At 64.4% G+C, this 21,093-nt stretch carries 21 protein-coding genes; 9 read left to right on the plus strand and 12 right to left on the minus strand.

The genetic code is table 11. From position 1 onward, the window contains the following. Window positions 1-7: 7 nt before the first annotated feature. The gene (locus RGUI_RS21130) at window positions 8-169 is read left to right on the plus strand and encodes a hypothetical protein (RefSeq protein ID WP_156882887.1); all 162 of its coding nucleotides are present in this window, start codon (window positions 8-10) and stop codon (window positions 167-169) included. Window positions 170-420: 251 nt separating this feature from the next. Beyond that, window positions 421-2,196: an ABC transporter ATP-binding protein gene (locus RGUI_RS06430; RefSeq protein ID WP_081532291.1), complete on the plus strand. Its 1,776-nt coding sequence runs from the start codon at window positions 421-423 to the stop codon at window positions 2,194-2,196. A 360-nt stretch (window positions 2,197-2,556) separates the two neighbouring features. On the opposite strand, the gene RGUI_RS06435 is transcribed toward RGUI_RS06430, so the two are convergent. The 3 genes from RGUI_RS06435 to RGUI_RS06445 form a co-directional block, all read right to left on the minus strand. After that, window positions 2,557-3,207 carry a VPLPA-CTERM sorting domain-containing protein gene (locus tag RGUI_RS06435; RefSeq protein ID WP_081532292.1) on the minus strand — a complete coding sequence of 217 codons (651 nt, stop codon included), beginning with the start codon at window positions 3,205-3,207 and terminating at the stop codon, window positions 2,557-2,559. 143 nt (window positions 3,208-3,350) lie between these two features. Further along, window positions 3,351-4,340, minus strand: coding sequence for an NAD(P)H-quinone oxidoreductase (locus RGUI_RS06440; protein WP_081532293.1), 990 nt, complete (start codon window positions 4,338-4,340; stop codon window positions 3,351-3,353). Between the two features lie 2 nt (window positions 4,341-4,342). Beyond that, a complete protein-coding gene (locus RGUI_RS06445; protein ID WP_081532294.1) occupies window positions 4,343-5,053 on the minus strand; it encodes a COQ9 family protein in 711 nt (236 codons plus the stop codon). Window positions 5,054-5,166: 113 nt separating this feature from the next. Between RGUI_RS06445 and rpsU the strand changes: the two genes are divergently transcribed. Together rpsU and RGUI_RS06455 are read left to right on the plus strand one after the other, a co-directional pair. Continuing rightward, complete coding sequence (gene rpsU / locus RGUI_RS06450) at window positions 5,167-5,373, plus strand: 30S ribosomal protein S21 (RefSeq protein ID WP_007818122.1); 207 nt, start codon at window positions 5,167-5,169, stop codon at window positions 5,371-5,373. 250 nt (window positions 5,374-5,623) lie between these two features. After that, window positions 5,624-7,591 carry a bifunctional diguanylate cyclase/phosphodiesterase gene (locus RGUI_RS06455; RefSeq protein ID WP_081532295.1) on the plus strand — a complete coding sequence of 656 codons (1,968 nt, stop codon included), beginning with the start codon at window positions 5,624-5,626 and terminating at the stop codon, window positions 7,589-7,591. Between the two features lie 60 nt (window positions 7,592-7,651). Here RGUI_RS06455 and RGUI_RS06460 read toward each other — a convergent pair whose 3' ends face one another. Further along, entirely contained in the window at window positions 7,652-8,311 is a 660-nt protein-coding gene (locus RGUI_RS06460) for a class II aldolase/adducin family protein (protein ID WP_081532296.1), read from the minus strand. Between the two features lie 13 nt (window positions 8,312-8,324). Further along, entirely contained in the window at window positions 8,325-8,789 is a 465-nt protein-coding gene (locus RGUI_RS06465; protein ID WP_081532297.1) for an Lrp/AsnC family transcriptional regulator, read from the minus strand. Window positions 8,790-8,919: 130 nt separating this feature from the next. Between RGUI_RS06465 and ald the strand changes: the two genes are divergently transcribed. Next, complete coding sequence (gene ald, locus RGUI_RS06470) at window positions 8,920-10,038, plus strand: alanine dehydrogenase (RefSeq protein WP_081532298.1); 1,119 nt, start codon at window positions 8,920-8,922, stop codon at window positions 10,036-10,038. 36 nt (window positions 10,039-10,074) lie between these two features. Here the strand turns inward: ald and mscL are convergent, their stop codons facing one another. Continuing rightward, the gene (gene mscL, locus RGUI_RS06475; protein WP_172841094.1) at window positions 10,075-10,473 is read right to left on the minus strand and encodes a large-conductance mechanosensitive channel protein MscL; all 399 of its coding nucleotides are present in this window, start codon (window positions 10,471-10,473) and stop codon (window positions 10,075-10,077) included. Window positions 10,474-10,607: 134 nt separating this feature from the next. On the opposite strand from mscL, the gene RGUI_RS06480 reads away from it, so the two are divergent. Beyond that, the gene (locus RGUI_RS06480) at window positions 10,608-11,309 is read left to right on the plus strand and encodes a glutathione S-transferase N-terminal domain-containing protein (RefSeq protein WP_081532299.1); all 702 of its coding nucleotides are present in this window, start codon (window positions 10,608-10,610) and stop codon (window positions 11,307-11,309) included. A gap of 16 nt (window positions 11,310-11,325) precedes the next feature. Here the strand turns inward: RGUI_RS06480 and RGUI_RS22085 are convergent, their stop codons facing one another. Genes RGUI_RS22085 through greA form a run of 3 tightly spaced genes read right to left on the minus strand, consistent with a single transcriptional unit; the run spans window position 11,326 to window position 12,854 of the window. Next, a complete protein-coding gene (locus RGUI_RS22085) occupies window positions 11,326-11,631 on the minus strand; it encodes a hypothetical protein (RefSeq protein ID WP_253798917.1) in 306 nt (101 codons plus the stop codon). 17 nt (window positions 11,632-11,648) lie between these two features. After that, window positions 11,649-12,359, minus strand: coding sequence for a hypothetical protein (locus RGUI_RS06485; RefSeq protein WP_253798919.1), 711 nt, complete (start codon window positions 12,357-12,359; stop codon window positions 11,649-11,651). A gap of 24 nt (window positions 12,360-12,383) precedes the next feature. Continuing rightward, window positions 12,384-12,854, minus strand: coding sequence for a transcription elongation factor GreA (greA, locus tag RGUI_RS06490; protein WP_081532300.1), 471 nt, complete (start codon window positions 12,852-12,854; stop codon window positions 12,384-12,386). Between the two features lie 283 nt (window positions 12,855-13,137). On the opposite strand from greA, the gene RGUI_RS06495 reads away from it, so the two are divergent. The 3 genes from RGUI_RS06495 (at window position 13,138) to RGUI_RS06505 (ending at window position 17,435) form a co-directional block, all read left to right on the plus strand. Beyond that, window positions 13,138-14,790, plus strand: coding sequence for an electron transfer flavoprotein-ubiquinone oxidoreductase (locus RGUI_RS06495; protein WP_081532301.1), 1,653 nt, complete (start codon window positions 13,138-13,140; stop codon window positions 14,788-14,790). Between the two features lie 106 nt (window positions 14,791-14,896). Then, entirely contained in the window at window positions 14,897-16,606 is a 1,710-nt protein-coding gene (locus RGUI_RS06500) for a tetratricopeptide repeat protein (RefSeq protein WP_081535994.1), read from the plus strand. Next, window positions 16,596-17,435, plus strand: a complete 840-nt coding sequence (locus RGUI_RS06505; protein ID WP_081532302.1) for a 4-(cytidine 5'-diphospho)-2-C-methyl-D-erythritol kinase — start codon at window positions 16,596-16,598, stop codon at window positions 17,433-17,435. The genes RGUI_RS06500 and RGUI_RS06505 overlap by 11 nt, the downstream gene beginning before the upstream one ends. 34 nt (window positions 17,436-17,469) lie before the next feature. Here the strand turns inward: RGUI_RS06505 and RGUI_RS06510 are convergent, their stop codons facing one another. The 3 genes from RGUI_RS06510 to pheT form a co-directional block, all read right to left on the minus strand. Then, entirely contained in the window at window positions 17,470-17,919 is a 450-nt protein-coding gene (locus RGUI_RS06510; protein ID WP_081532303.1) for a YtoQ family protein, read from the minus strand. Further along, the gene (locus tag RGUI_RS06515) at window positions 17,916-18,578 is read right to left on the minus strand and encodes a phosphoribosyltransferase (protein ID WP_081532304.1); all 663 of its coding nucleotides are present in this window, start codon (window positions 18,576-18,578) and stop codon (window positions 17,916-17,918) included. Before RGUI_RS06515 ends, RGUI_RS06510 begins: the two co-directional genes overlap by 4 nt. 63 nt (window positions 18,579-18,641) lie before the next feature. After that, window positions 18,642-21,041 carry a phenylalanine--tRNA ligase subunit beta gene (pheT, locus tag RGUI_RS06520; protein ID WP_081532305.1) on the minus strand — a complete coding sequence of 800 codons (2,400 nt, stop codon included), beginning with the start codon at window positions 21,039-21,041 and terminating at the stop codon, window positions 18,642-18,644. Between the last annotated feature and the right edge of the window lie 52 nt (window positions 21,042-21,093).

A 21,093-nucleotide genomic window follows, 5' to 3' on the forward strand; every position in this document is an offset into this window, starting at 1 on the left:
TAGATGAATGAAAACTGTTATCATGACCCTCACCGCTGTCTTTGCCGCCACCGCGGCCTCCGCGAACGCGTTCGCCGTTCCGGAAATCAGCGCGCTGGAAGGCACCGCCGCGGTTGCCGCGCTGGCTGCCGTTGTCCTGCTGGTGTGGGAGCGCCGTCGCGCCGCCTGATTTCAGGCCGCACGATTTGACAGGCCCGTGCCGATCCCGGCGCGGGCCTGTCGCCTTTTTCAGCGGAACGTTGCCCGGCCTTAACTTGGCACGGCCCCGCGTCCCGTCCGGCAGGCCCGGAATGCCCTAGCCGAGCCACAGGCGGTTGACCTCTTCCATGGCTGCAACTACCCACCGTGCCACGGCGCGATGACAGGCGCGCCCTGCCCCGCGCAGGCACGCAACCGGGGCCAGCATGGAAAGAACCCGACATGCGCTCTGCAAAGAAAACCCGCCGGCCGCTGTTTCACAAGGATGACACCGACAATATCGCGTGGTTCTGGGTCCAGTACCTGCGCGACAAGGCCCCCTGGCTGGTGCTGATCCTTGTCATGGTCAGCCTGCAGGGCGTCGTCTATCAGCAGTTCCTGTCGCTGACCGAAAACGGCCTGCGCGTCATCTTCGAAAAAGAGTCCGTCGCCGACCTGATCCGGGTTTGCGCCATCGTGTTCGTGTTGTTCGCAACCCGTGGTTTCCTGTCCTACATCGTGCCCCGGATGTCGAGCTGGCTTGCCGGGAACGCGGTGATGAAGATGCGCGGCGACCTGATCGATCACCTGCTGCGGCTGGATCTGGCCTATTTCGAACGGACCAAGGCCGGCGACATCATCCTGCGGCTGGTCGAACAGGCCAACACGCTGACGAACTTCATCAGCCAGTCCATCGTCGGCGCGGTGCGGGACGTGATCACCGTGATTATCGTGTCCGGCTATCTCATCCTGAAATCGCCGCTCCTGTTTCTGGCCGCGATCATCGTCATCCCGGCGATCATCCTGATGATGCAGGTCGTTTCTCACCGGATCAAGGATATCCAGGCGAAGGCGCAGGCCGCGACGGGCCGCTACATGAACGGCATCGAAGAGATGTCGAACGGCATGCGCACGGTCAAGATCCTCGGGCAGGAGCCGTTTGAACGCGCCCGCCTGCTGGATGCGACCTCCGATATCCGCGACCTGACGATCCGACTTCAGGCGGCGCAGGCGCTGGTCATGCCCTCCATCGACCTGGTGTCGGCCTTCGTCTACGTGCTGGTGATCGGCGGCGGCGGCTACATGGTGTTGAGTGGCAATTTCGGGATGGATGCCGCCGGGATCGTGACCTTCCTGCTGGGGCTGGTGATCCTGTTCGATCCGGCCCGGCGGGTGGCGCAGTTCTTTGCCCGACTGCAGGCGCATCTGATCCTTTTGGACAGCATCCGCGCGATCCATCGCGAACGGCCTGCCATCGCGGATGCGCCCGACGCGGTGTCAGACTTCGAACGCGCCGGCGACATCCAGTTCGACAACGTCACCTTCGCCTATGATCCCGCAACGCCGCTGTTCAGCGGGCTCGACATGGGGATCAGGGGCGGTGCGTCCACCGCAATCGTGGGCGCCACCGGCTCTGGCAAGACCACGATCCTGAGCCTCATCACGCGGCTTTACGACGTGCAGGCGGGCGCGATCACCATCGGCGGGCGCGACGTGCGGGACATCCGCGTCCGCGACCTGCGGGAGTCGTTCTCGGTGGTCGCGCAGGACATCGTGATCTTCAACGACTCGATCTGGGAAAACATCCGCTACGTCCGGCCAGACGCGACCGAGGCCGAAATCTGGGCCGCGGCCGAAGCCGCCGAAATCGCCGATCTGATCCGCACCCGCGGGGATGCGCCGCTTGGCCCGAAGGGCAGCCAGCTTTCGGGGGGGCAAAAGCAACGGATCGCCATTGCCCGTGCCTTCCTGCGGTCTGCGCCGATCCTGCTGCTGGACGAGGCGACCTCAGCCCTCGACCAACGCACGGAGGAACGGATTCAGGGCGCCCTGTCGCGCCTGTCGGAGGGCAAGACGACGATCATTGTCGCGCATCGTCTCTCCTCCATCGCGCATGTCGACTGGATCTATGTTCTGGATGCCGGTCGGATTGCCGAGCAGGGCAAGCATGTGGATCTGATGGCGCGGGGCGGTCTCTACGCGGCCATGTACAGCGCGCAGAAGGACGGCTACGCCTGAGTCCCGTGTAGCCCGGACGCGAACGAGCGGTCCAAGGCGGCCTACCCGTAAGGAACGGCCCGCCGGCACCGGCAGGCCATAAGGTCAGCGGCGCCGAAAGGCGCGATGCCATCATTTCGAAACCAGCATTGGAAAAAAAGATGCCCGGAAACGAGAGCCCCCGATCTCGTTCCAGGACACCTCTGTCAATGTGCACGCTTACGCCGAAGACGCAGCACGCAATGCTTGCACTGACAGTCGTACTGTCGAACAGGGACTGCCATCGCACAAAGCACAGCGATGGGCGCGCAGGCCCTATCCATCAGACGAAAGATGGTACGCCCCACCGAACGCGGGACGAACCGTATCGCTTTGCCGAAATCAGGCCGTCTTGCGACGACCGGCAACCGCGCCGAACGCGCCGAGACCGGCGAGCATCAGCAGACCCGCGGCCGGCACCGGCACGGGGTCGATCGTGACGAGGTCCTGGCTGTCCGTGTCGGATTCCAGGAAGACCAGGTTATAGTCGCCAGAGTCGTTGGTCAGCGACGACAGCCAAGCCGACGCGGTCGTCGCAACCGCACCACCGGAGTTCAGCACGAACGCACCCGACGACAGGTCCAGAGCACCCGTGTCGTACACCATCTCCCAGACCAGCACCTGGAGGGCCGCCGACGTCACGCTGTCGACAACATCCGCATAGTGCTGCGTGAACAGACGATCGAGATTGTCCACCACGTCGCTGGTGAAAAGGGTCGCGTCATACTCGTAGGTGTAGGACGTGTTCCCCGAAATCGTGTTCGCCAGATCGACACAGTAAGCCACCAGGCTCCCGAGTTCCGGCGACGACAGCTGGAATTCACCGGCAACGCCGGCATGCGAACCGTCGGCAATACCCGAGATACCCAGGGTGCTGTAATTGATGGATTCGAAACCGTGGCTCGGTCCGAGATACGTCAAATGGATCGTATTCGCCGAGGCCGCCGTCATGGACCCGGCAAGTACCAGGCCAGCCAAGCCAATCTTTTTCATGGCAATTCCCCTTACCGCTAACACGCGAGCCGAAGGTGCTCGCCTGTCAAATGAGGTAGAAGGAAGGCGAGATTGTGGCAATGCGACAGGTGGAAACAATTTGTTCTCCTTGCTTATCCGGGCGTTAAACGGAGACCGCAAGGTTAATAAATGTGCAGAACAATCTTGCCCACATGCTGTCCCGCCTCCATTCGGCCATGTGCATCGGCGGCACGGTCCAACGGGAACACCGAATCCATCACCGGGGCCACCCGCCCGGCAGCAATCAGAGGCCAGACCCGGGCGCGCAATTCGTCCGCAATGTGCGCCTTTGCAAGATCCGACTGCGGGCGAAGCGTCGACCCGGTGATCGTCAGGCGGCGCATCATCACCTGCGCGAAGTTGAGACTGACCTTGGGCCCTTGCAGGAAAGCGATTTGAACAAGCCGCCCTTCGTCTGCCAGCGCCTTGACATTGCGCGGCAGGTAATCGCCCCCCACCATGTCGAGGATCAGGTTCGCCCCACCTTCCGCACGCAGAAGTTCCACGAAGTCTTCTTCGCGATAGTTGATCGCGCGCTCTGCCCCCAGCCCAGTGCAGGCGGCGCATTTCTCGGGGTTGCCGGCGGTCGCGAACACCCGCGCCCCGAAGACGTTGGCCAACTGAATTGCCGTCGTCCCGATCCCCGAAGACCCGCCATGGACAAGGAAGCGCTCCCCCGCCTGCAATCCTCCACGCATGAAGACGTTGGACCAGACGGTGAAGAATGTCTCGGGAAGACAGGCAGCTTCTTTCAGGCCCAGACCGTCGGGCACGGGCAAGGCGTGGGCCGCGGGGGCCACGGCATATTCGGCATAGCCGCCGCCGGGCAGCAGCGCGCAGACATTATCGCCCACCGCCACGTCGGCCACATCTGCGCCAACGGCGACGACCTCACCCGCCCCTTCCAGTCCGGGCAGGTCAGAGGCCCAGGGCGGCGGCGCGTAAAGCCCGGCCCGCTGCAAAGCGTCAGGCCGGTTGACCCCGGCATAGGCCAGCCGGATCAGGATATCGCCCGGCCCCGGGCGGGGCACCGGACGCTCCGTCAGCTTCAGGACAGAGGGGCCGCCTGGTTCTGAAATCTCGACGGCACGCATCGTGGCGGGCAAGGTCATCCTCAGCCGGCGGTGCCGTGGGCCATTGAACCGGGCATGTCGGGCCGCGTGCGCAAATGCGGCGGCCGCACCTGACGCCCCAGCCAGTTCGGCCCGACCGTGAACGGCTTCAGCAGAAGGCTTTTGTTCACTTGCGCCTTCAGCTTTTCGAACCGCATGATCCCGCCAATCCGGCGATCGAGGAATTCCCATGTCGCGGCATCGCCCGGCGTCTCGTCGCCCAGCCAGTACAGAACGGTCGCCCCGTAGACGGCCGCCAGCGATGCCCGCTTGGTGTACCAGTTCACATCGTCCGAGCTGTCGCCAAGCAAGGTCCAGATACGGTCCGCCGTGCCCCAGACCAGTTTCGATCCGTCGGCGGCATAGGTCGGCAGCGCGAACAGCGTCATGCCGCGGCGCACGATTTCCTTGTCGTCCACCGCCTCCAGACGATAGCGCACGGCCAAAGCCACCTTGTCGCGGATGCGCATGTCTGTGGTGTCCGTTTCATTGAAACGTTTCACCATCTGTGCGTCGCCGCGTTCGTGAAAGGCCACGGCGAGGTCCACAGCGCCACGGGGGCACGCCGCGCGCGCCAGTTCGGGGTCGACCCCGGCATCGGCGACGGCGGCGCGAAAGGCGGTTTCACTCCACCCGTCGAAGGGCACGTGCATCTGCGCAGCGTCGAGAAGCTGTTCCTTGATCTTGTCCATGCCGTTCGGTGTCTCCGTCATGAAAGCGATCTCCTGGTTAACGAGTCAGTCTATAGACAAGTTAGTGTCGCTTTGCTATATGGCCACCTCCTGCTGTAAATCGAAACTCTAACAGGAAAGGTGGTGACACCCACATGCAGGTGAGCGTTCGCGACAACAATGTCGATCAGGCACTTCGCGCCCTGAAGAAGAAACTTCAGCGCGAGGGCGTGTTCCGCGAGATGAAGCTTCGGCAACATTTCGAGAAACCGTCGGAGAAGAAGGCACGCGAGAAGGCCGAGGCCATCCGCCGCGCCCGTAAGCTGGCGCGCAAGAAAGCCCAGCGCGAAGGTCTCCTCTAGGACCAGACGACATGGCGAACGGGGGCCTTCGGGCCCCGTTGCGACGACCCCCGCGGCCCGGCCCCGGGGGTTTGTTGTTTTCAAGGGGCCGCTTTCTGCCCAGCGTCACCAAGGCGGGTCAACGCCACCTCGGCGCCCCCCGAAAAGACGAGCATTTCAGTCGAATTGAAAGGTCTTCAATTGCGCGTTTGGGGTCGCATTTACGATTTCGTGCAAGGAAAAAGGGGTTCGCAATTGAAAAACGCCAGACATGCACGAACTCGTCCGATCAACCCTGTCGTCGCTCCGGTCGGCCCTGACGAAGCACCCCACGCCGGAAGATGCGGCGAGCATCGTCAATGGAACATCGGTCGGCGCCTTCGTGACCGCCCTGAACGCCGTGGTCTATTCCATCGGCGCGTTCGAAAAGGATGGGATTCCCTTCCTTTCGGTCTGGCTTCCCGTGATCTTCTTGCTGTGCGTCGCCTTGGCACGAATGTCGCAAAAGGCGGCATCGCGGACGATCACCCGCGTGTCCCGGAAAGGCGCACGCAAGCTTGTCCAGACATCGGTGGCCCTTGCCCTGCCTTGGGCTGCGCTGTCGGTCTACGTCATCGGGTTTCACGGGTCCGGCGAACCGATGATCGTGCTTCTTGTCTGCTCAGGCATGTTGTCGGGCGGGGCGTTCATGCTGTACCGCGCCTTCGTGGCAACGGTCAGCTACATGGTGACGATCCTCATAGCCGTCGTCTTGTCGTTTCAGTTCGGCGATTGGGAAAACGCCTGGTCGGTGACCGTCTACACGACCGTCTATTCCGGATTTCTCGCCTATTTCGCCTATTCCGCCGGTGAAACCGCGCGACAGCGCGATGACTCCGTCCGCGCCCTGTCGACCGCCGTCGAAAACCTGAAAGAGGCGCGGGACGAAAACTATCATCTCGCCAATATCGACGACACGACCAATCTTCTGAACCGCAAGGCGTTTAACGAGCGGCTCCGCGATATGGTCGCGCAGCAGCAGGAAACGGGCCGTCCATTCTCTGTCCTGCTGATGGATCTGGACCGGTTCAAGAACGTCAACGACCTGTTTGGCCACGGCGTGGGGGACGAGTTGCTGGCAGAGGTCGCCCGGCGCCTGCGCAAGAGCCTTCCCGAAAACGACACCGTCGGGCGGCTGGGCGGCGACGAATTCGGCATGATCCTGACAGACGTGTTTCAGGAACACGCCATCGCAACCATCGCGAACCGGTTGCTGGCAACGTTGAACCAGCCCGCGCATCTGGCCGGACGGCATCTTCACCCCGGCGCGTCGATCGGGGCGGTGATCTGTCCTGACGATGCGGCCGCCCCGGTCGAACTGATGATGAAGGCCGACCTGGCATTGAACCGGGCCAAGGAAACCGGCCGCGGCCAATGTGTAAAATTCGACGACCACCTGCGCCAGCAGGTCATCGCCAATGACAAGATCGAGGCCGGCCTGCGCGCTGCGCTGGAAAGCAACCTGATCTACGTCCAGTACCAGCCCCAGATCTCGCTGACGGACGGTCGGCTGATCGGGGCGGAAGCGCTGGTCCGCTGGAAGACCGAAGAAGGCTACAAGATCCCGCCGGAGCGGTTCCTTTCGATCGCCGCCGAACGCGGTCTCTTGCCGACCTTGTCGCGCTACATCGCCGAAGCCGTGGCCAACGACATCCTGACGTGGCGGGCATCGGGACTGGCGCCCGGAAAGGTGGCGCTGAACATCCATCCCGACGACATCAAGTCGCCCGAACTGCTGATGGAAACCATCGACATGTTCGAAGCGCGCGGCATCACCGGGCGCGACCTCGCCCTGGAAATCACCGAAGGCTGCCTGATCGGCCGCGGCACCGACGCGGTGACCATGATCCTCGACGGACTTGCGGATCGCGGCTACGACCTGTCGCTGGACGATTTCGGCACCGGCCATGCGTCGCTCGCCCATCTCAAGAAGATCCCCGTGGCCGAAATCAAGATCGACCGCAGCTTCATCTCTGGCATCGCCGTTCGCCGGGACGACCGCGCCATCGTCGCAGCCATCGCCGAAATCGCGCGCGGCATGGGCATCCGCTCCGTTGCCGAAGGGGTCGAAGACAAGGCCCAGCGCGAGATCCTTCGCGATCTGGGCGTCGATGTCGGACAGGGTTACCTGTGGTCACGGCCAGTCGGGGCGGAGCGCTTTGCCGCATATCTCTGCCGACGCAAACGGCGATCGGGATAGGCGACTGCCCCTACGAAAGCCGCCTATCCGTCATCGTCCGAACTGGACGACGACCCAACATCAGCCTTTCGCCTGCCCATACCCCTTGGTGAATTGCTCCAGCGCCTCTGCCAGTTGCGCCTCGTTCAGAACCGGCGGATCGCCCAGAAGCAGGGCGCCGTGATATTGCCGCGCCAGGGCTTCCACCTCGACCGCCAGCCACATTGCCTTTTCTAGCGAGACCTCGGCCGCCACCATGCCATGATGGGCCATGAGGCAGGCCTTGCGCCCCTCCATCGCCGTGATGATGTGATCGGACAGGGCCTGCGTGCCGAACGTGGCATAGGGCGCGCAGCGAATGTTCTCGCCCCCCGCCGCCATCACCATGTAATGCACCGGCGGGATTTCCATGTGGTGGATGGCCAAAGTCGTGCAATAGGGCGCATGCGCATGCACAACCGCGTTCAGATCCGGCCGCGCCCGCAGGATGTCGAGGTGGAAGCGCCATTCCGACGACGGTTTCCGCTCCCCATGGGGTGTTCCGTCCATCTCCAGAAAGACGATGTCTTCCGGCGTCATCGCCTCGTAGGGGATCGAGCTTGGGGTGATCAGCACCCCCTGCCCGTGGCGGACACTGATATTGCCGGATGTGCCCTGGTTCAGGCCGGTGGCGTTCATGCTCCGGCAGGTCGCCACGATCCCGGCCCGCTTTTCCTGCTCTTCGAGCATCTCGATCTCCATCGTTGTCGTCCCTCTATACGGGCAAGGCCGTGGTTTTGAAAACGGTCCGAAGTGCAAAGGACGACTGCATCCGGGCGACCCCGGGCAGACGCGTCAGATAGCGCTGGTGGATGCGGGCGAAATCCTCGCTGTCCTCAGCCACGACCTTCAGGACATAGTCTGCATCCCCCGCCATCAGGTGGCATTCCGTCACCTCTGGTACACGGGCGACAGCCGTCTCGAACGCTTCAAGAACTTCGTCGGCCTGCCCGGTCAGGGTGATCTCGACGAAGACCGTGGTCAGCCGGCCCAGTTTTCTGGGGTCAAGTAGCGCGACATAGTCCCGGATAAAGCCCGCCTCCTCCAGCCGGTGCACGCGCCTGTGGCAGGCCGAAGGGGAGAGGTTCACCCGCTCGCTCAACTCGGCATTCGAAATACGGCCCTGCTTTTGCAGGACCCGCAAGAGACGGCGGTCGGTGTCGTCCAACTGATCGGGCACGCGGATTCCTTCGAAAGATCTGGCCCTTTGTGCAAGATTTCACCGCATGGGCGCGAGATGGTCAGGCGCGAAATCAAAGCAATTTCGTCGCGCTTGCGGCAAAATGTCCACAACAGATGGGAGGACTACAATGCGCATCGGATGCCCCAAGGAAATCAAGCCGCAGGAATACCGCGTCGGGCTGACCCCCAACGCCGTGCGGGAGGCCGTGGATCATGGCCATGAGGTTCTGATCCAGACCGACGCAGGCGCAGGCGCGGGGTTCACCGATGCCGACTATACCGCCGCCGGCGCAACACTGGTCGCAACCCCGGCCGAGATATTAGCGAAGGCCGACATGGTCGTGAAGGTGAAGGAACCGCAACCGGCAGAGCGGGCCATGCTGCGCGAGGGGCAGGTGCTTTTCACCTATCTCCATCTCGCCCCGGACGCCGATCAGACACGGGACCTGCTGAACAGCGGTGTCACGGCCATCGCCTATGAAACCGTCACCGATGCCCAAGGCGGGCTGCCGCTTCTGGCGCCGATGTCCGAGGTTGCCGGACGGTTAGCCGCGCAGATGGGGGCGTGGGCGCTGCAAAAGGCCAATGGCGGGCGCGGGACACTGATGGGCGGCGTGCCCGGCGTTGGCCCGGCCGAGGTCGTGGTGATCGGCGGCGGCGTGGTCGGCACCCATGCGGCACGCATCGCGGCCGGCATGGGGGCCCATGTCACGGTACTCGACCGGTCCCTGCCGCGGCTGCGCTATCTGGACGAGGTGTTCGGGGGCCGCATCGGCACCCGCTATTCTTCCGGCGGCACACTGGCCGAGTTGCTGGAATCCGCCGACATGGTGGTCGGCGCGGTGCTGATCCCCGGGGCGGCGGCACCGAAACTCGTCCGCCGCGACGACCTTGCCCGGATGAAGCCCGGCACGGTGCTGGTCGATGTCGCCATTGATCAGGGCGGGTGCTTTGAAACCTCCCGCCCCACCACCCATGATAATCCGATCTACGAGGTCGACGGGATCATCCACTACTGCGTGGCCAACATGCCGGGCGCCGTCCCCCGCACATCGACCATCGCGCTGGGCAACGCCACCATGCCCTATATGCTGGCGCTGGCCGACAAGGGCTGGCGGCAGGCCTGCGAGGACGACCCGCATCTGCTTGAGGGGCTCAACACCCATGCCGGGCACCTGACCTACTATGCGGTGGGCAAGGCGCAGGGCATCGACGTTCTGTCGCCGCATCTGGCGCTCAAGTCGTGACGGGAGGACCGCAGGCAAATGCGGGCGCCCCCGGTGTCAGCGCGCCTTCAACAGGTCGCGGATCTCGGCCAGCAGTTCCTCCTGGGTGGGGCCTGCGGGTGCCTCGGCCTTGGGCGTGGCGGGCATCGCCGCGTTCTTGATCCGGTTCACCAGCTTCACCAGAAGAAACACCACCCACGCAACGATCAGAAAGTTGATCAGGACGGTGATGAAGTTGCCATAGGCAAAGGTCCCCGCATTGTCGCCCTCTCCCACCCGGAAGGACAGGCCCGAAAAATCGATGCCACCGACGAACAGCCCGATCAGCGGGTTGATCAGGTCATCGACCAACGACGTCACGATCGCCGTGAAGGCCGCACCGATGATGATGCCGACGGCCATGTCCATCACATTGCCCTTGGCAATAAAATCGCGAAATTCTTTCAGCATATCCATTCCAATACTTTTGCTACCTGTCGGGCCCCGCGTCGCGGGACAAGAAGAAGTTAACACGGCCATTGGCAACCCGTGTTGCAATTCTTGGCCGTTGCCCCGACAACCCACGCAATCGCAACCGGTACGAGGCCCCGATGACCGCATTGACCGATTTCCCGATCACGAAACGCTGGCCGCCGGAAAACCCGGAGCATATCCAGCTTTACTCCTTCCCCACGCCGAACGGGGTGAAGGTCTCTATCATGCTGGAGGAATGCGGCCTGCCCTATGACGCGCACAAGGTCGACATCAACACCAACGACCAGTTTTCCGAGGCGTTCCGCTCGCTCAACCCCAACCGCAAGATCCCCGCGATCATCGACCCCGACGGGCCGGGCGGCGAACCCTTCGGCCTGTTCGAAAGCGGCGCGATCCTGATCTACCTTGCCGAGAAGACCGGCAAGCTGCTGCCAGCCGAACCGCGGGCGCGCTACGAGGTCTTGCAATGGCTGATGTTCCAGATGGGCGGCGTCGGGCCGTTCTTTGGCCAGATGGGCTTTTTCGTGAAGTTCGGCGGCAAGGACGTCACCGACCCGCTGCCCCGCAAGCGCTATGTGGGGGAAACCACGCGGCTGATGCGGGTGATCGACGAACGGCTGGAAGGGCGGGAGTGGATCTGCGACAGCTATTCGATTGCCGACATCGCCATCGCCCCGTGGCTAAGGGCGCTCTTGGTCGGCTACGAGGCGCGCGAGTTGCTGGAATGGGACGACTACGACAACCTGCCCGCCTATCTTGACCGGTTCCTTGCCCGGGACACGGTGCAGCGCGGGTTGAAACGGCCGCCGCGGGATTAAGGGGCGCTCCCGGCCCCTACCCGAACATCCCCGTCACCCGCCCCAGCACCATGAAGGCCCGGGCGGTGCGGGTTTCGGCCAGGTCGCTCACTTCCTGATCGCTGGCATTCCGGACGAACTCGCTCAGAACATTGTCGAACTGGCGCAGGAAATGGTGCGCGACATCGCGAAACACCGGGTCCTGCTTCATCCGCGCGGTGGTCAGGGTCAGGCAGGACTTGTCGCGCACACCGCCAAGGGCCGCCACGGCCGGGCCCCGTTCCCCTTCGGCAAAGCGCCGCCAGATCTCGGGCCGCGCCCGGTCGGGCGCGAGGTCATCCATGTAGATGCCTTCCTGGCTCAGCAGTTCCAACACATCCTGGGCCGAGCGGACGAGTTTCGACGCTGTGCGATCCTCCAGCGCGCGGCGCAGTGCGCGAAAGCCTTCGCGGTCCTCCAGATTCTCGGGAAAATCGAGGGCCCGGATGAAATCCGAAGAGGCAAGCGGCGGCCGCAATGCCTCTGGCGGTGTGCCCAGCGCCAGTGACGGTTGGTCGCCTTCGGGGCCGCGCGCAGGCGGCGGCGCCGGTTGCCGCGGCGGGGGGACGCGGGCTGTCCTGCGGTATGGTCGCGCCGAGAGGTAAAGGTCGCGATCACGGTCTCCGTCTGCCGCTGGGCCCGGGCGATCTCGTCCAGCCGTTTCTCGACAGCCGGGTGCACGCCCTCGCCGGCTTGCTGCTGCTGAAGATAGCCTTGCCGCATGCTGTCAATCGTGGCGCGCAGGCGTGTCGCCTCCTCACGCAGGATCCGCGTCGCCTTGACGGCGGAGGCCGCCAGCCAGATCAGCGCGATCGGCATGATCACCGCCAGAAGCGCAACCAGAAACCGCACCCGCCCCAGTCCGGACTCGTCCCCCCCAAGATCGAGCAGGAACAGAACCGCGCCCGCAATGGCCAGCCAAAGCACGCTCAGAAACAGCGCGATCGTGTCGGCGGGATCTATGCCGGCCTCCCGCCCCGACGGCGAAAAGAAGCCAAGGGCATGGGGTTTTGCCTTCTCGTCGTCGGGCATGGCCGCGGGCTCGCGTCTGTGGCCTCAGATATACTTGATGCTCAGCACTTCGTAACTGCGCTCCCCGCCCGGGGTGCGCACTTCGACGCTGTCGCCTTCTTCCTTGCCAATCAGCGCGCGGGCAAGCGGCGACTTGATGTTCAGAAGGCCTTTCTCGATATCGGCCTCGGCCTCGCCCACGATCTGATAGGTCTTTTCCTCCTCGGTATCTTCATCCACCAACTTGACGGTCGCGCCGAACTTGATCGCACCCGAAAGCGTCTTGGGGTCGATGACATCTGCCAGCGACAGCAATGCCTCAAGCTCCTTGATGCGGCCCTCGATGAAGCTCTGTTTCTCGCGCGCGGCATGATACTCGGCGTTCTCGGACAGATCGCCATGTTCGCGCGCCTCGGCAATCGCCCGGATGACGGCAGGCCGCTCGACGGATTTGAGTTTTTTCAGTTCTTCATCAAGCGCGGTATGGCCCGCGCGGGTCATCGGTATCTTTTCCATCGCACTCTATCTGGACGATTGCAGGGAACGTCGGCATCGCGAAAAGCGGGCGGCCGAACGGGATCGGGCACCACCTGAGCGCACGGCGCGGCGGAATGCAAGGGGGGAAGCGCGGCACGGTGCAGGCTTTCGCCCATCGCCCACCTGTCGATCCATTGCGAAATGCTGCCCCGCAGCGAAATTATGTTGCGGTGCAATTGAAACCGCGGTCGGACTGCGATAACGGTTTGCGGAATGCAGCCCGGCAGGTCGGTTGCCGGGTCGCGCCAGAGGGGTTTGCGACATGGCCGAGATCGAACGGGAATCGATGGAATATGACGTGGTGATCGTGGGGGCGGGCCCGTCCGGCCTGTCCGCGGCGATCCGGCTGAAGGAACTGGACCCCGATCTTTCCGTCGTGGTTCTTGAAAAGGGGTCCGAGGTCGGCGCGCATATCCTGTCGGGCGCGGTGCTGGACCCCACCGGCCTAGACGCTCTGTTCCCCGACTGGAAGGATCGCGGCGCCCCGGTGACCGTTCCCGTGAAGGAAGACAACTTCCTGTTCCTCGGCGAGAAAAGCAAGATCCGCTTCCCCGGTTGGCTGATGCCCCCGCTGATGTCGAACCACGGCAATTACATCGTCTCGATGGGCAATGTCTGCCGCTGGCTTGCCGAACAGGCCGAGGCGCTGGAGGTCGAGATCTTCCCCGGCATGGCCTGTTCGGAAATCGTCTGGGGCGAGAACGGCGAAGTCAAAGGCGTGGTCGCCGGGGAATTCGGCAAGAACGCGGATGGCACGCCGGGGCCGAATTACGAACCCGGCATGGAACTGCACGGCAAATATGTCTTCCTCGCCGAAGGCGTCCGGGGCTCGCTCTCCAAGCAGGTGATCCAGAAGTTCAACCTGTCCGAGGGGCGCGATCCGCAGAAGTTCGGCATCGGCATGAAAGAGGTCTGGGAAATCGACCCGGCCAAGCACAAGGAAGGCACCGTCACCCACACCATGGGATGGCCGCTGAACGGCAATGGTGGCGGCGGGTCGTTCATCTACCACGCCGAGAACAACCAGATCTTCATCGGCTTCGTGGTGCATCTGAACTACGAAAACCCGCATCTCTATCCCTACATGGAATTCCAGCGCTTCAAGCATCACCCGGCGGTGGCCGACCTTCTGGAAGGCGGCAAGCGCATTGCCTATGGCGCACGGGCGATTTCCGAAGGCGGCTATCAGTCGATCCCGCAGGCGGCCTTCCCGGGCGGGGTGCTATTGGGCTGTTCCGCGGGGCTGGTGAACGTGCCGCGGATCAAGGGCAACCACAACGCGATGAAGTCGGGGATCGAGGCCGCGAAGGCCGCCGTCGCGGCGATCAAGGGGGGCCGGTCCGGCGACACGCTGGCCGATTATGACACCGCGCTGCACGCGGGCGAGATCGCGAAGGATCTGAAACGTGTGCGCAACGTCAAACCGCTGTGGTCCCATTACGGCGCGACGCTGGCCACCGCGCTTGGCGGGTTCGACATGTGGGTGGCCAACCTGACCGGCTGGAACCCCTTGGGCAGCATGCACCACGCCAAGACCGATGCCGCCCATACCGGCAAGGCCAAGGACTTCCCGAAGATCGACTATCCCAAACCGGATGGGAAGCTCAGCTTCGACCGGCTAACCAACGTGTCGTTCTCTTTCACGAACCACGAGGAAAGCCAGCCCTGCCACCTGCAGCTGAAAAATCCGGACGTGCCGGTGCAGGTCAACCTGCCCGACTACGCCGAACCGGCACAGCGCTATTGCCCGGCGGGCGTCTATGAAATCGTGGAGGAAGAGGGCAAGGACCCGCGCTTTGTCATCAACTTCCAGAACTGCGTCCACTGCAAGACCTGCGATATCAAGGATCCCAGCCAGAACATCGACTGGACGACCCCGCAGGGCGGCGACGGCCCCAACTATCCCAACATGTAACATCCGCGCGACGCAGGCGGCCTTTCCCCGTTGCGGCGGGCAAGGTGGATTGCCTTGCCTGCGCCGGGGCTCTACCGTGCTGCGGCGAAACAGACGGAGTGTGTTCTTGCCCCACCTCTTGCCGCGCCTGTCCGCGCTTGCCGCCTGCGGATTGTCCGTGCTGATCTCGACGACCGCCGCCACCGCCCAGAACGGGCTGGCCGGGGCCTATCTGGCCGCGCGACAGGCCAGCATGAATGGCGATTACAGCGCCGCGGCGGAGTATTACGGGATGGCGCTGGCCCGCGACCCGTCCAATCCGCGTCTTCTGGAAAACGCCCTGATGGCCTTTGTGGGTCTTGGCGAGGTGCCCAAGGCCGTACCCGTTGCGCGACGTCTGGAAACCGGCGGCAACCTCGGGCAGGTGGCGAACCTCGTGATCATCGCCGAACAGATGCAGCGCGGCGCCTATGACGAGATGCTGGACGACTTCGCCGCGGGCCGCAAATCGGCCCCGCTGGTCGATGGCCTTGTCTCTGCCTGGGCCCGGTTCGGGCAGGGGCGCATGTCCGACGCCTTGGCCGCCTTTGACGATGCCGCCGACAGCACCGGCCTGAAGGCGTTTGCCCTCTACCACAAGGCAATGGCACTGGCCGCCGTCGGCGATTTCGAAGGCGCCGACGAGATCTTTTCGGGGTCCGCCGAGGGGCCCTTGCGCGCCACCCGCCGTGGCGTTCTGGCCCATGCGCAGGTCCTCAGCCAACTTGAACGCAACGGGGACGCGCTTGAACTGATCGACTCGGTCTTCGGCCCCGATGCCGATCCGGGGATCGATGCCTTGCGCGAGCGCTTGGCCAAGGGCGACACCCTGCCCTTCGACATGATCAAGACCGCTGCCGACGGCGCGGGAGAGGTGTTCTACACCGTCGCCGGCGCGCTGAACGGCGACGCGATGGACGGCTACACGCTGATCTACACCCGGCTGGCCGAGTATCTCGCCCCGGCGAATGACGAGGCGAAGCTTCTGTCGGCCAGCCTTCTGGAAGCGCAGGAACGCTATCAGCTGGCGATCGAGAGCTATGGCAGGGTCGCCCCGGGCTCGACCGCGTTCTACGCCGCCGAACTTGGCCGGGTGGAGGTGATGCGCCAATCCGGCGATGTCGAGGGCGCCATCACTGCCCTGAAGAAACTGACCAAGACCTTCGCGCATATCCCCGGCGTCCATATCACGCTGGGCGACATCTACCGTGGCGAGGAAAACTATCAGGACGCCCGCAAGGCCTATGACGCGGCCATCGCCCTGTTCAAGGAACCCGATGATGGCCAATGGTTTGCCTATTACGCCCGGGGCATCGCCCATGAACGTCTGGGCAACTGGGACAAGGCCGAGGCCGACTTTCGCAAGGCGCTGGACCTGAACCCCGGCCAGCCGCAGGTGCTGAACTATCTCGGCTATTCCTTCGTGGAGATGAAGACCAACCTCGACGAGGCGCTGGACATGATCGAGCGCGCGGTCGATGCCCGCCCGAATGACGGCTACATCACGGACTCCCTCGGCTGGGTGCTCTATCGCCTTGGCCGCTATGCAGAAGCCGTGCCCCATATGGAACGCGCCGCGGCGCTGATGTCGGTGGATCCGATCGTCAATGACCATCTCGGCGATGTCTACTGGGCCGTCGGGCGCCGGAACGAGGCGCGGTTCCAATGGCATCGCGCCCTGTCCTTCGACCCCGAGGAAGCCGATGCCGAACGCATCCGGCGCAAGCTGGAGGTCGGTCTCGACAAGGTCCTTCAGGAAGAAGGGGCCCCACCCCTGAAACCCGCAAATGACGGTTGAGGTCTTCGCGCCCGCCAAGATCAACCTGACCCTGCATGTCACCGGACAGCGGGCCGACGGCTATCACCTGCTCGACAGCCTCGTGATCTTTGCCGATACCGGCGACCGCCTGACCCTTGCGCCGTCCGACGATCTGCGCCTGTCGGTCACGGGACCACGGGCAGAGGGCGTGCCGACCGACGGGCGCAACCTGGTGCTGAAGGCCGCGGCCCTGTTCGGGGCCGGCCAAGGTGCCGACATCACCCTTGAAAAACACCTGCCCGCCGCCGCCGGGATCGGGGGCGGATCGTCTGACGCCGCCGCGGCCCTGCGCGGTCTGGCGCGGCTCTGGTCGCGGCCCATGCCCGACGACGACGCGGTTCTGTCGCTCGGGGCCGACGTGCCGGTCTGCCTTGCCCCGCGCCCCGTGCGCATGCGCGGCGTGGGTGAGGTGATCGAGGCCGGGCCAAAGCTGCCGCCCATGGGGCTGATTCTGGTCAATCCCGGGGTCGAAGTCTCGACGCCTGCGGTTTTCAAGGCCCTCGACCGCAAGGACAATCCGGCCATGCCCCATCCCCCCGGCTGGGCAACGGCCGCCGTGATGGCCCATTGGCTGGCCGAGCAGCGCAACGATCTGGAACCGCCCGCCCGCGCCCTCAGCCCCGTGATCGGCGAGGTGCTGGATATGATTGCTGCCACGCCGGGCTGTCTGCTGGCGCGGATGTCGGGGTCAGGCGCGACATGTTTCGGGATCTATGACACCCGGGGTCAGGCACAGGCCGCCGCCGCCACGCTGCGCACCGACCGGCCCGACTGGTGGGTCGAAGCCGCCGCCCCATACGAGGAATAGGGCCGCGACGCCCCCCAAGAACCGCGCGCCCGGATCAGGCGGGCAATTCCCCCGTCAGCACATAGCGCAGGATCTGCACCACCTGCGCAGGCTCCTCCGCCACGGCCAGCGCCGCCGCGTCCACCTCTTTCAGCGCGTGCGCATGATCGGGCCCGTGCAGAACGATCAGCGACTTGTTCAGCGCCGCGGCATAGCCCGCGTCAAAGGCCGCGTTCCACTGCTTGTATTTCTCACCGAAGCGCACCACCACCACATCGGCGTCGGCAATCCCCTTGCGGGTCCGGATGGCGTTGACCATGGCGCCCTTGTGGTCATGCCAGAACTTGTTGTCCTCGGCCCCTAGGATCGCCACACCGCAATCGTCGCTTGCCCCGTGGTCGGTGACCGGGCTGTCAAAGCTGACATCCAGCCCCTTCGCGCCGTCGATGATCTGCTCTCGCCAGTCGGTATGGATCTCACCCGACAGGTATACTTTCAGCGTCATGCTTCCCTCCCTTGTCCGCCTTCGGCCCAGGCCCGCTGCAACAGCGCGACGACCTCGTCATCCTCGACCTGATCGAAGGTATCGTAGTGCAGGCTGACCGCCTGAAAAGCGCGCGGCGCTTCCAGAAAGAACAGCCGGTCAGTCATGCCGCGCAACTGCCAGACGACATCCTGCGGGGCAACCGGCACGGCCAGCCACATCTCGATAGCGCCCCGCTTGCGCAGGGCTTGCAAGACCGCGCGCACGGTGGCCCCGGTCGCGATCCCGTCATCGACAACGATGACCGTGCGGCCGTTGATCCGTTCCGGTTCCCGCCCGGCAAGGTATGTCGCGCGCCGCTCTGCGATCTCGGTCAGCTTCTGCTCGACCGACGCGGCGAAATCGGCCTGGGTCAGCCCGGCCTGCTGCAAGATCTCATCGTTGAAGACGATTTCCCGGGCCTTGCCATCCACCACGGCCCCGGCGGCGAAATCGTCATTTCCCGGCATCCCGATCTTGCGCACGAAGGCCAGGTCCAGCGGACAGCCCAGCGCGTGCGCAATCGGCAGGGCGACCGGCACCCCGCCGCGCGGCAAGGCCAGCACCAGCGGGTTTTCCGGCCCGGCCTCGACGATCTTCTCGGCCAGGCGCTGCCCGGCCTCTTCGCGGTTCTTCAGCATCGCGCGCTTCCCTTCCCGGTTTCCGGGAGCGAGTATGCCGCCCGGCGGCGGCGCGGCCAAGGGTCAGCCGCGCAACGTGCCGCCCGTGGCCTTTTCCACCTTCTCGACGATCTTCTTGCCCACCGCCTCGATCTCGTCCTCGGTCAGCGTCTTGTCGACGGGCTGCATCCGCACCGTGATGGCCAGAGACTTCTTGCCCTCGCCCAGGCTGCCGCCGATGAATTCGTCAAAGACGCGCACATCCTCGATCAGGGTCTTGTCGGCCCCGGCCGCCGCGTTGACGACATTGATCGCCTCGACACCGGCATCCAGCACAAAGGCGAAGTCCCGCTCCACCGCCTGGAAATCGCTGGCCAGAAGCGCCGCGCGCGTCGCGCCCTTCTTGCGCGGCAGGGGCGGTTCTTCAAGATAGATGGTAAAGGCCATCGCGGGGCCCTTCACATCCATCGCCTTCAGCACCTTGGGGTGCAGTTCGCCGAACACCGCCAGCACCTTCTTCGGGCCAAGGCAGACGCGCCCCGACCGGCCGGGATGCCACCATGCGGGCGCATCGCGCAGGATCTGTGCCTTGGCGGGCGCACCGATGGCGGCCAGCACGGCCTCTGCATCGGCCTTGGCATCGAAGACATCGATCGGGCGGCGAGAGCCATAGGGGTCACGCGGCGCCGCCTGCCCCACCAGAAGCCCTGCAACCTGGGTGTGCTGTTCCTCGGGCTCCGCGCCGTGGAAGGCCGGCCCCACCTCGAAAAGCGACAGGTCCATGAAGCCACGCGCCTGATTGCGCGCCGCGGCCTGCAAAAGGCCGGGCAGCAGGTCGGGGCGCATATGGCTCATCTCGCTGGAAATCGGGTTGTCCAGCGCCGCGGCGTCATCCCCCCCGCCGAACAGGGCCGCCGAAGCCTGATCGATGAAGGAATAGGTCACGCATTCATTATAGCCCAGCGCCGCACAGGTGCGCCGCGCCGCAGCCTCGCGCTTTTGCATCGGCGTCAGGATGCCCGTCGGCACGCCGACATGGGTCCGCGCCAGCCGCTTGCCTTCCAGCTTGGTCAGGGAGGCCACACGGGCGACCTCTTCCACCAGATCGGCCTCTCCCAGCACATCGGGCCGCCATGACGGCACATGGGCCATGTCGCCCTCCAACCGGAAACCCAGCGCGGTCAGGGTCGCGCGCTGTTCCTCGGCCGGGTTTTCCATCCCGACAAGGCTTTGCACCCGGTCGGTATCGAGCTTGTAGGCGCGGGCCACATCCGGCACCTCGCCCGCGACAACGACCTCGGACGGTTCGCCGCCGCACAGGTCCATGATCATCTTCGTCGCGGCCTCTATCCCCGCCGGCGTCCATGCCGGGTCGATCCCGCGCTCAAACCGATAGCGCGCGTCGGAGTTGATCTTCAGCGCCCGGCCCGTCATCGCGGTGCGGATCGGATCGAAATAGGCGGCTTCGAGGAAGACATTCACCGTCTCCTCGGTGCATCCGGTCTCTTCCCCGCCCATCACGCCGGCAAGGCTTTCCACGCCCGTGTCGTCGGAAATCACCGTCATGCCCGGCTGCATGACATATTCCTTGTCATCGAGGGCGTGGAAGACCTCTCCACCCTGGGCCGCATGCACCCGCAACCCGCCCTGAACCTTGTCGGCGTCGAAGACGTGCAGCGGGCGGTTCATGTCATAGGTGAACAGGTTGGTGATATCGACCAGCGTGGAAATCGGCCGCAGCCCGATGGCCCGCAGGCGGTTCTGCAACCACTCGGGCGAAGGGCCGTTCTTCACGCCGCGGATCACACGGCCACAGAAGACCGGGCAGGCCTTTTCCTGCGTTTCCGCATCGATGGTCACACCGATGGTGCACGGGAACGTGCCAGCAACCGGCGCCACCTCCACCGGCTTCAGCTTGCCAACGCCGCGCGCGGCCAGATCGCGGGCGACACCATGCACGCCCAGCGCATCGGGGCGGTTCGGCGTGATCGCGATCTCGATCACCGGGTCGATCTTCGCCGGGTCGTTTTGGGCCAGCCAGTCGACGAACCTATCGCCGACCTCGCCCGAGGGCAGTTCGATGATCCCGTCATGTTCGTCGGAAAGTTCCATCTCCCGTTCCGAACACATCATGCCGTGGCTTTCGATCCCGCGGATCTTGCCCACCTGAATGATCGTGTCGATGCCAGGCACATAGGTTCCGGGGCTGGCGACGACCACCGTAATCCCCTCGCGTGCATTGGGGGCGCCGCAGATGATCTGCTGCTCGCCCGCCGCGGTTGCCACCTGACAGACACGCAGCCGGTCCGCATCGGGGTGCTTCTCGGCCTTCAGCACCTTGCCAAGCCGGAATTCCTCCAGCTTCTGGGCGGGGTTTTCGACGCCCTCGACCTCCAGCCCGAGATCGGTCAGCGCATACAGGATGTCATCGAGGCTCGCCTCGGTCTCCAGGTGCTGTTTCAGCCAGGAGAGGGTGAATTTCATGGTCTCACGCCTTTTCACGGTCGCCGGTCGGCGCCGTCTCTAGCCCAAAGGG

The organism is Rhodovulum sp. P5 (genome assembly GCF_002079305.1).
GTDB lineage: Bacteria > Pseudomonadota > Alphaproteobacteria > Rhodobacterales > Rhodobacteraceae > Rhodovulum.

What these genes read in the sequence shown, in the direction of transcription:
- RGUI_RS21130 (WP_156882887.1), top strand. Translation starts at nt 8, where the DNA reads ATGAAAACTGTTATCATGACCCTCACCGCTGTCTTTGCCGCCACCGCG.
- RGUI_RS06430 (WP_081532291.1), top strand. Translation starts at nt 421, where the DNA reads ATGCGCTCTGCAAAGAAAACCCGCCGGCCGCTGTTTCACAAGGATGAC.
- RGUI_RS06435 (WP_081532292.1), bottom strand. Translation starts at nt 3,207, where the DNA reads ATGAAAAAGATTGGCTTGGCTGGCCTGGTACTTGCCGGGTCCATGACG.
- RGUI_RS06440 (WP_081532293.1), bottom strand. Translation starts at nt 4,340, where the DNA reads ATGACCTTGCCCGCCACGATGCGTGCCGTCGAGATTTCAGAACCAGGC.
- RGUI_RS06445 (WP_081532294.1), bottom strand. Translation starts at nt 5,053, where the DNA reads ATGACGGAGACACCGAACGGCATGGACAAGATCAAGGAACAGCTTCTC.
- rpsU (WP_007818122.1), top strand. Translation starts at nt 5,167, where the DNA reads ATGCAGGTGAGCGTTCGCGACAACAATGTCGATCAGGCACTTCGCGCC.
- RGUI_RS06455 (WP_081532295.1), top strand. Translation starts at nt 5,624, where the DNA reads ATGCACGAACTCGTCCGATCAACCCTGTCGTCGCTCCGGTCGGCCCTG.
- RGUI_RS06460 (WP_081532296.1), bottom strand. Translation starts at nt 8,311, where the DNA reads ATGGAGATCGAGATGCTCGAAGAGCAGGAAAAGCGGGCCGGGATCGTG.
- ald (WP_081532298.1), top strand. Translation starts at nt 8,920, where the DNA reads ATGCGCATCGGATGCCCCAAGGAAATCAAGCCGCAGGAATACCGCGTC.
- mscL (WP_172841094.1), bottom strand. Translation starts at nt 10,473, where the DNA reads ATGGATATGCTGAAAGAATTTCGCGATTTTATTGCCAAGGGCAATGTG.
- RGUI_RS06480 (WP_081532299.1), top strand. Translation starts at nt 10,608, where the DNA reads ATGACCGCATTGACCGATTTCCCGATCACGAAACGCTGGCCGCCGGAA.
- RGUI_RS22085 (WP_253798917.1), bottom strand. Translation starts at nt 11,631, where the DNA reads ATGGATGACCTCGCGCCCGACCGGGCGCGGCCCGAGATCTGGCGGCGC.
- RGUI_RS06485 (WP_253798919.1), bottom strand. Translation starts at nt 12,359, where the DNA reads ATGCCCGACGACGAGAAGGCAAAACCCCATGCCCTTGGCTTCTTTTCG.
- greA (WP_081532300.1), bottom strand. Translation starts at nt 12,854, where the DNA reads ATGGAAAAGATACCGATGACCCGCGCGGGCCATACCGCGCTTGATGAA.
- RGUI_RS06495 (WP_081532301.1), top strand. Translation starts at nt 13,138, where the DNA reads ATGGCCGAGATCGAACGGGAATCGATGGAATATGACGTGGTGATCGTG.
- RGUI_RS06505 (WP_081532302.1), top strand. Translation starts at nt 16,596, where the DNA reads ATGACGGTTGAGGTCTTCGCGCCCGCCAAGATCAACCTGACCCTGCAT.
- RGUI_RS06510 (WP_081532303.1), bottom strand. Translation starts at nt 17,919, where the DNA reads ATGACGCTGAAAGTATACCTGTCGGGTGAGATCCATACCGACTGGCGA.
- RGUI_RS06515 (WP_081532304.1), bottom strand. Translation starts at nt 18,578, where the DNA reads ATGCTGAAGAACCGCGAAGAGGCCGGGCAGCGCCTGGCCGAGAAGATC.
- pheT (WP_081532305.1), bottom strand. Translation starts at nt 21,041, where the DNA reads ATGAAATTCACCCTCTCCTGGCTGAAACAGCACCTGGAGACCGAGGCG.